This window comes from Gordonia marina, assembly GCF_052036135.1.
GTDB lineage: Bacteria > Actinomycetota > Actinomycetes > Mycobacteriales > Mycobacteriaceae > Gordonia.
Window position 1 is genome coordinate 23,312 of sequence record NZ_JBPSDN010000045.1, and the last position, 6,215, is coordinate 29,526.

Genomic DNA, 6,215 nt, shown 5'->3' on the forward strand with positions numbered 1-6,215 from the left:
GCATCGCGGCAGTTGATCGTTAGTAGTAGAGCCAGAAGGTCTCGTGGGTGGTCGTGAATTCCGGACTGCCAGGTCGACGACGAAAAATGACGCAGTCTACGGAGATTTCTGGGCCGCCCGACGGATATGCCGAGGACTGGTCGCTGCAGATGGCAGAAAGGGTGTCCCGTGTCTCGGGATCGAGGACGATGGCCCTTCCTCCGTCGTCGTCGGAGAAACTGAGGGGCTGCCCCTCCTTGCGTCGTGCGCACCATGAGGACAACACGGAGTCCGTTGCGCACTCGCCAGGATCGTTGAAGGCGTCGACGACGGCTTTCGCGAGGTTGCACGACATCGGCTGCTGCGCGAAATTCGTCATACCGGGTTTGAGGACCCGGATGTGCATGGTGACCGGCAATGTGGTCGAAGCGTCGGGCGTGTACTGGAACGGAGTGGTGCCACAGGTGAGGGAAATGTCGTCGTCGGGTACCTCGGCAGCGGCCCGCGGGGTGGTCGGGACGGACGAGGTCGATTCTCCAGAGGCCGCTGGCGTATTGGACGGAGTCGTCGCAGAGTGGCTCGACTTAGAGGCCGCATGCGCTCCCACGATTGCGAGGACGAGGAGTGCGGCGGCGCCTGCGATCCACAGGAGACCGGCCTTGGATCGAGGCTTCACTCCTGGCGGTGCCGGGGCCGTCGCGGTGCGGGTCGTCGCCGGGACATTCGATGCCGCGGCACTCGGCGGAGTGGAGGTCAATGGCACGGTCGGCGAGCTGATGGTCGGGGTGAGCGTGGCGGTCGGGGCACCGGGCAGCACGTCGCGCAGCACGCTGATCCACGTCGCGGCCGACGGACGTTCGGCCGGAGCATCCGTCAGGCTCCGGATCAGCAGTGGACGCAGCGCCGTGAACTCGCTCGGGAGCGCGGCGGGGCTGGTGGTGTGCTGGTCGCCGGCGAGGAGGCGGAGGACCAGCAGGCCGAACTTGTAGTCGTCGCCGGCTGCGGTGCCGGTGAGTTCCCCGGCCGGGAGGTGCCAGCCGGGCGTCTCCGCCTGCGGCAGGACGCGGAGCCCGGGACGGGTGATCGCATCGCAGTCGAGGACGAAGATCTCGCTGCCGTCCGGATCGAACAGGAGGTTGCGAGGGGAGAGGTCGCCGAAAGCGAAGCCGGCGTCGTGCAGGGTGCGGAGCGCCGTCGCGACGGAGATCAGCACCTCGATCTGGGTGCGGCGGCTGAGGCGGAAGCCGAGGCGGGCGACGAACGCGGGCGCGTTGAGCAGATGTTGGATCTCGTTGAGACGGCGGGCGCCGGCCGGGCCGCGCGATCGCTCCGACGTGAAGACGTGCGGGGCGGCAGGCATCACGAAACCGACCGTGGCGCCGCCGGAGGTCACCGGCGCGATCGGCCAGGCGAAGGTCGCCAGCAGGGCCGCGCGGCGGGTAGGGTCGGCATCGGTCAGGTAAGCGATCAGTGCGTTGAGGGCCGCCCGATCGAGTTCGGTGCGCGCTGCCGCGCTGTACTCCTTGTAGACCAGTGCCCGGCCGTCGAAGGTGGCGGCGATACGGTAGACCTTGCCCTGTCCACCGCTGCCGAGCGGCGGTTCGACGACGCCGAGGCGGTCACGATCGATCGGGGTACTGCTGGGGATGCTGTTCGTCATGTGTCCGGATTCGTCGGTGGCGGCGGAGGGTGACGTCTCACCCGTTGAGCGCGAGGATCAGCACGACGACGGCCACGGCGAGGCCGAGACCGATCCCGGTGAGCGCGACTGTGCGCGAGCTCTGGACGCAGCGGACCGCCGCATCGTCGTGCCCGGCCGCGGCGTATCGCTGCGCCTGCCGCGCGTCGATCAGCGACCAGATCCCGGCGGGCAGGAAGCAGAGGCACGCGAACATCGGTAGCAGCAGGTGCGACTCTCCGGCCGACGCCGGAGCCGTGGTCTGCGGGGAAGCTGTCGGCGCAGGCGGCTGCGGTGGGGCGACGGGCGCCTGCAGCGTCGGCGTGTAATCCATCGGCCGGGCGACGGTGCCGGGCGTGGTGGTCCGGGGAAGCGGTGCGCGGCGGCGCGGGCTGACGGTTGCCGGTGTGCTGCCGGGTGTCCGCCAACCTCCGGCGGGTTCCACCGGCTGCACAGGACCGACCACGGATGCCTCCCCCTCCTAGTGTTTCCGGTGATTGCCGGATGCGCGTCTGTCGTCAGCATAGCGAAGTGATGCACATTATGGTGTGTGGGACATGGTGGGGCAACGCCGCCGCAGACTGGGGAGAAGCACATGACCGAATCGCTCGGAACGGTTCTGCCGTTCTATCTCGTCGCCGATGAGAGCGGGTCGATGGATCCGCACATGAACGGCCTGAACGCGGCGCTCGACGACCTGCTGGGTGCGCTGCATGAGCAGTCGTTCGCCACATCGAAGGTGCGGCTGGCGATCTTGGGCTTCAACAACCAGGCGCGGGTCTATCTGCCGCCCACCGACCTGCGGGAGGTCACGCAGCTTCCGGCGTTGGCTGCCGAGGCGACTACCGAGTATGCCTCCGCGTTCGATCTGCTCGCTGCGCAGATCCCGTACGACGTCCAACAGCTGAAGGCGCAAGGCTTCTCGGTGACGCGGCCCGCGGTCTACTTCCTCACCGACGGGCTGCCGACCGACGACGGCCGCTGGCAGCCCGCGCGCGAACAATTGCTCTCCATCCGGGAACGGCCTAATCTGCTGGCCTTCGGAATGGGTGACGCCGACGCCGACGTGGTTCGTGCGGTGGCCACCGAGCCGAAGTACGCGTTTCTGGTGCGCGACGGGGTGAGCGTGGCCGACGCGTTGGTGGAGTTCTTCGGTTCGCTGACACAGTCGATCATCCAGTCTGGGCAGAACGTGGCCGCTGGGCAGAACAAACTGGAGATCGAGAAGCCGGCGAACTTCATCTCGCTCGACATGGACGTGCTGTAGGCGATGGGCAGGCCGTCTTGGCTTGGAGGTGGCAAGGATACGACTCAGCCGGTGCCACACGGCCCGGCTTCTCCGCCGCCGCTCGCTTACGAAAGCGCGCCGCCGATACCTGAGCCGGTATTCGATACCGCGTCGATGGCCGGTGACGTCGAGAGTGCGACTTCGCGGTTCGACTCACGCCGGCGGATGGTGGTGGGAGAACCGTCGCCCGGAGTGAAGACCATCCCGACATCGGCGTCGTATCGGCGCACGCCCTATCGCGCCGACACCGTGATAGACGGGTGGGACACCGACTCGATGGCGGTCTGCGGGGTGACGATGCGGGGTCATCTGCATCGCTTCAACGGGGCGCCGAGGCAAGACGAGATGGTGCTGGTCGAAGATTCCGGGCGGGTCGCGGTGTGCGTCGCGGATGGGGTGTCCGCGGCGGAGTATGCACATGTCGGAGCGGCGGCGGTGTGCCGCTACGCCGCCTTCTGGCTGGATCAGCATCGGTCGGTTCCCCTGTGGGAGTTGGACTTCCGGAAGCTGCTCGAGCACGCCAACTACGGACTCGTGGAGACGGCGGCGCAGGTCCTCGGTCTGGTCGAGCCTGATCCGGCGGCAGCGGCGGCGTTCGCGACCACGCTGGTGGTTGCGGTGCTGGAGGCGACCGACGGCGATGCCGGTGAGCTGTGGGGCCGCGCGGTCAGTATCGGCGATTCGGGCTGCTGGATCTTCGACCACGGGACCTTCACGCGACTGGGTGCCGGGAAGACGTCGTCGGACGGTCTGATCAGTCATGCGACCAGTGCGCTGCCGACGATGCTCGGCGATGTCGAACCGCTCGAGCTGACCGTCTGGCCCGGCGAGGCGCTGCTGGTCGGGACAGATGGTTTCGGCGATCCACTGGGCAGTGGGGAGGGTGTGGTCGGTGACCTCTTTCGGGATGTGCTCGGCCACGGGCCGCCGACCCCGATACACCTCGCGCACGCGCTGGACTTCTCACGGGAGCGGTTCGACGACGACCGCACGCTGGTCGCCGTGTACCCGACGGCGGCTCCGTCGTGACCGGACCGCAGCGCCCCAGCGAACCGCCCGGAGGATGGCGGCCGGCGCCGGGCGCCGGCGGGTCCCCGTCCCGTCCGGCGATGTCGCCGTCGAACGTTCCGGCGACGCTGAAGCGGGCACTCGCGAATCGGCGAGCGGAGGCGCCCGGACCTGAGCCGTCCGTGCCCAACACCTCCCGGGCGCCCGCCGCGGTGGCGACGGTGATCATGGCGGTGATCGGGATTCTGGCGTTCGCGGCGCCGTGGGTGGTGGTGAAGGCGGACGAGACGTCGTTGTTCACCATTACGTTGTCGAGGCGGGCCGAGGGGGTGTCCATGCAGGTGGGCGAGCTTTCGGGAAGCCCGGGCTGGGCGATCTCGCTGGCGGTGTTACTCGTGATCACCGCACTCCGTGCGTGGAATCGCCCGGTCGCGGACGATTCGGCGGGAGTGGCCTCGTCCGGTGCGGTCATCGTGCTGCTCGCCGTCCTGTTCACTTGGCTCGGCCGGTCGGTGTGGCTCAACACGAAGCACCTTCCGGACGGAGTGTCGATGCACATGGGCTGGGCGTACTACGTGTCGCTTGCACTGGCGGTCGCGCTGTTCGTGGTGCCGTGGGTCGTCGCCGCGGCGACGGAGGAGTAGCATGCGCGTGATCGATCGGGGTCTCGGTGCGCTGATCGCCGCCGGAATCGTGGCGGTTGCCGCGACGGGCTGCTCGTCGTCGTCCGGGCCTGTCGCTCCCGAGTCGTCGACGGTCCGGTCGACCACGGGCGACTCGGTGACGACCAGCTCGACGCTCCCGATACCGACCGGCGATGCCGCGTTCACCGCCTGGTGGGATCGGTGGACGCAAGATCCGTGCTCGGTGCTGACCGAGGAAGACCTCGCCGCGGTCGGCTTGTACGACACCGAGTGGCAGCGGTACCCGACCAGGTCGGTGGAATGGACGTGCGACTGGCGCACCCAGGATGTCTTGGTCGCGGTCAGCGTCAGCCGGGGATTGCAGGCTCTGGACCGGCAGACACGGACACCCGAGTCGTCCGCACCGCAGTCGCACGTGTCGGAGACCCGATGGCACACCGAACCCCACCCGATTTCCGGGCGCCGGGCCTACCTGCAGAGTGAGACCGTCAAGCCGCGCGGCATCGAGCAGACGTTCTGGATTGCGCTGATGCCGGTGGGCGGCGACAAAGCCACCGTGGAGATCGCGGCCGGTGTTTCCCCTCGCTGTCCCGACTGCCGCACCATCGCGCTGAAGCTTGCGGCGATCCTGATCGATTCGGGGAGTATCGCTCCCTGATCTCCCGGTGTCGCAGCGGGGGCGGGGACTGTGATGCCGGTCAGTGATGTTCGACTGTGGTTGGGTGGACCGACGGGCCGCCGGCCGGCGCACCTGCGACATAACAGTCCGGGAATCGATACGACAGCGTACTCGAAAATAAGTTCTAGTGATCTGTTGTCTAAACATCACGTCGGGCGTATCCTGGGGGTAGGGGAAGGACTATCCGCCGGCAGCGAAAGGGGTCCGCGATGTGCGACGACGCGTTCGACGCCGACGCCCTGCTGCCGGAGTTGACGCCTGCGGAGTTGGTGGCGGTGATCGGCGCCGCCGAGCAGCGGCTGAGTGATGCACCGCTGGCCGCGCTGTCGGAGGATGGTCTTCTCGCTCTGCTGGAATCCCGGGAGGAGGCGCGCCGTAAGGGTGTCGGTGTGGATGCGGCGCTGTTGGTGGAGATCTCCGATCGGGGCGCCTATCAGCGGGCCGGCTACACCACGCTGCACCAGTTGCTCGCCCACGGACTGCGGATCGGGGAAGCCGAATCCCGGCGCCGCCGGGTGACCGCGGCCTCGGTCGGCCGGTTCACCGCGATGACCGGCGAGCGTCTGGCGCCGAAGTATCCGGCGACCGCGGCCGCGGTCGCCGACGGGGCGATCGGGGACGGACATGTGTGGGCGATCGACGAGGTGATGGACAAGATCCCCGCCTCGGTCGACCCGGAGCAGCGGGCGCGGGCCGAGGAACTATTGGCCGCGGCGGCCCGCACCCTGAACCCGGCCGGGGTCACCATCGTCGGGAACCGGATCCTGGCTCACCTCGACCCCGACGGCACCCTCGCCGACGATGCTGACCGCCAGCGGCAGGCCAAGTTCCGGCTCTCCGCGCAGGACCGGCAGTTGATGTCGGCGGTCCAGGCCCGCCTGACGCCGCAGTTGCGGGCCGAGTTCGAGGTCATGTTCACCCGGTGGGCCGCCCCCGGCA

At 68.4% G+C, this 6,215-nt stretch carries 7 protein-coding genes; 5 read left to right on the forward strand and 2 right to left on the reverse strand.

Annotated features, from left to right (window positions below; genetic code table 11):
• Positions 1–19 precede the first annotated feature (19 nt).
• Both ACSEEN_RS19405 and ACSEEN_RS19410 read right to left on the reverse strand, forming a co-directional pair.
• Positions 20–1,639: a hypothetical protein gene (locus tag ACSEEN_RS19405; protein ID WP_440714062.1), complete on the reverse strand. Its 1,620-nt coding sequence runs from the start codon at positions 1,637–1,639 to the stop codon at positions 20–22.
• 37 nt (positions 1,640–1,676) lie between these two features.
• On the reverse strand, positions 1,677–2,123 hold the full coding sequence (locus ACSEEN_RS19410) for a CD225/dispanin family protein (RefSeq protein ID WP_298440543.1): 447 nt from the start codon (positions 2,121–2,123) through the stop codon (positions 1,677–1,679).
• Between the two features lie 129 nt (positions 2,124–2,252).
• Between ACSEEN_RS19410 and ACSEEN_RS19415 the strand changes: the two genes are divergently transcribed.
• From ACSEEN_RS19415 to ACSEEN_RS19435, 5 genes are all read left to right on the forward strand, one after another.
• Complete coding sequence (locus ACSEEN_RS19415) at positions 2,253–2,924, forward strand: vWA domain-containing protein (protein WP_298440545.1); 672 nt, start codon at positions 2,253–2,255, stop codon at positions 2,922–2,924.
• Positions 2,925–3,137: 213 nt separating this feature from the next.
• Positions 3,138–3,974, forward strand: a complete 837-nt coding sequence (locus ACSEEN_RS19420) for a protein phosphatase 2C domain-containing protein (RefSeq protein ID WP_298440547.1) — start codon at positions 3,138–3,140, stop codon at positions 3,972–3,974.
• A 161-nt stretch (positions 3,975–4,135) separates the two neighbouring features.
• Positions 4,136–4,597: a hypothetical protein gene (locus ACSEEN_RS19425; RefSeq protein WP_298440548.1), complete on the forward strand. Its 462-nt coding sequence runs from the start codon at positions 4,136–4,138 to the stop codon at positions 4,595–4,597.
• A gap of 1 nt (position 4,598) precedes the next feature.
• Positions 4,599–5,255 carry a DUF3558 domain-containing protein gene (locus ACSEEN_RS19430; RefSeq protein WP_298440550.1) on the forward strand — a complete coding sequence of 219 codons (657 nt, stop codon included), beginning with the start codon at positions 4,599–4,601 and terminating at the stop codon, positions 5,253–5,255.
• Between the two features lie 230 nt (positions 5,256–5,485).
• On the forward strand, positions 5,486–6,215 hold a 730-nt coding region (locus ACSEEN_RS19435; RefSeq protein ID WP_440714063.1), incomplete at its 3' end, for a DUF222 domain-containing protein.

What these genes read in the sequence shown, in the direction of transcription:
- ACSEEN_RS19405 (WP_440714062.1), bottom strand. Translation starts at nt 1,639, where the DNA reads ATGACGAACAGCATCCCCAGCAGTACCCCGATCGATCGTGACCGCCTC.
- ACSEEN_RS19415 (WP_298440545.1), top strand. Translation starts at nt 2,253, where the DNA reads ATGACCGAATCGCTCGGAACGGTTCTGCCGTTCTATCTCGTCGCCGAT.
- ACSEEN_RS19430 (WP_298440550.1), top strand. Translation starts at nt 4,599, where the DNA reads ATGCGCGTGATCGATCGGGGTCTCGGTGCGCTGATCGCCGCCGGAATC.